The following is a 1,312-nucleotide window of genomic DNA, read 5'->3' on the forward strand; positions in this document are numbered from 1 at the left end:
ACGCCGCCGTCCAGCACGCCGCCGTCCAGCACGCCGCCGTCCAGCACGCCGCCGTCCAGCTCGGCGCCGTCCTCGCCGGTGCCCTCCGCCCTGCGGTGGTCCACGCCCTGCAGGAACCCGCGCGCGCGTTCGGTGCGCGGGTAGGACTCCAGCAGCGCCCAGAAGCGCGGGCCGTGGGCCGGCACGAGCAGGTGCGCGAGCTCGTGGAGCAACACGTAGTCGAGCACCCAGCCGGGCATGCCGCGCAAGCGGGTGGACAGCCGGATGGTGCCGTCGCCGGGGGTGCACGACCCCCACCGGGTCTGCTGGTTGTCCACCCAGGCGACGCTGACGGGCACCGCACGACCCTCGAGGTAGCGGCGCGACAGCTCGGCGGCGCGGGAGAGCAGGTCCCCGTCGGCGGGACGGCGCCGGCGGTCCGCGGCCGCCAGCCGCTCCAGCATCCGCCCCACCCACAACCGCTCCTCCGCCCGGCTGAAGCGGGCGGGGATGAGCACGATCGTGCGCCCGCCCTCGCGGTACGCAGACACCGTGCGGCTGCGACGGCGGCTGCGGCGCACCTCCACGCCGTCCTCCACGCCCGCACGGTACCCTGCGCGACCGCTCGGCGACGGGAGGTCGGCCGGGGCGCTCCGGGAAGATCCACCGCGACCCGCCGCGCAGCGCTCCGCAGGGCTGCCCGTGGGTGCCTTCGCTAGGGTGATCCGACCGGTGCCGTCGGTGATGTCGCCGTCCGCCAACGTCCGTCGACCGTGACGAAGACCCGAGGAGTGCGAGATGGCCGAGACCTACAAGGGCGAGTTCTACTGCGTGAAGTGCAAGGAGAAGCGCGAGGCGGAGGGCAACGTCGTCGAGACGAACGGCCGCCGCATGGCCAAGGGCCAGTGCCCCGTCTGCGGGACGAACCTGAACCGCATCCTCGGCAAGGCCTGAGACCCGCGCCCCCACCGGGGGCTCCGCCCCGCTCCCGGCAGCCCCGCCCCGCTCCGGGCACCTGTGGACGCCGGGCCCGCCCGGTGCCGCGGCGCTGGCAGGCTCCCCGTCCGCGGCGAGAGGAGCACGGGGTGCGCGCAGCAGGTGGCGGGGACGACGGGGGCGGCACGGACGGGTCGTGGCCGGGCGGCCGGCTCACGGTGCCGCACGGGTCGGTGCTGCGCGAGGGTCTCGCGGTCGTGCGCCGACCCGACGGCACCGTCCAGCTCGGCACCAGCCCGCGCTCCAGCGTGGTGCTGGCGGGCCTCGGGTCCGGCCCGGCCCCCCTGGCGGGGCCGGGGCGTGGTGCGGCGGGGGGTGGTGACGACCTGCCCGAGGA

Annotated in this window: 2 protein-coding genes and 1 pseudogene; 2 read left to right on the forward strand and 1 reads right to left on the reverse strand. The window is 76.7% G+C overall.

All coding sequences use genetic code 11. The features are described from left to right. Nucleotides 1-578 (reverse strand): M48 metallopeptidase family protein (locus ABEB16_RS17385; RefSeq protein WP_345713483.1); only part of this gene is annotated, 578 nt, incomplete at its 3' end. Between the two features lie 199 nt (nt 579-777). On the opposite strand from ABEB16_RS17385, the gene ABEB16_RS17390 reads away from it, so the two are divergent. Both ABEB16_RS17390 and ABEB16_RS17395 read left to right on the forward strand, forming a co-directional pair. Beyond that, the gene (locus ABEB16_RS17390) at nt 778-933 is read left to right on the forward strand and encodes a DUF5679 domain-containing protein (protein ID WP_345713484.1); all 156 of its coding nucleotides are present in this window, start codon (nt 778-780) and stop codon (nt 931-933) included. A gap of 131 nt (nt 934-1,064) precedes the next feature. Next, a pseudogene (locus tag ABEB16_RS17395) lies at nt 1,065-1,312 on the forward strand (hypothetical protein); the annotation flags it as partial.

Source organism: Kineococcus glutinatus (assembly GCF_039542765.1).
Lineage (GTDB): Bacteria > Actinomycetota > Actinomycetes > Actinomycetales > Kineococcaceae > Kineococcus_A > Kineococcus_A glutinatus.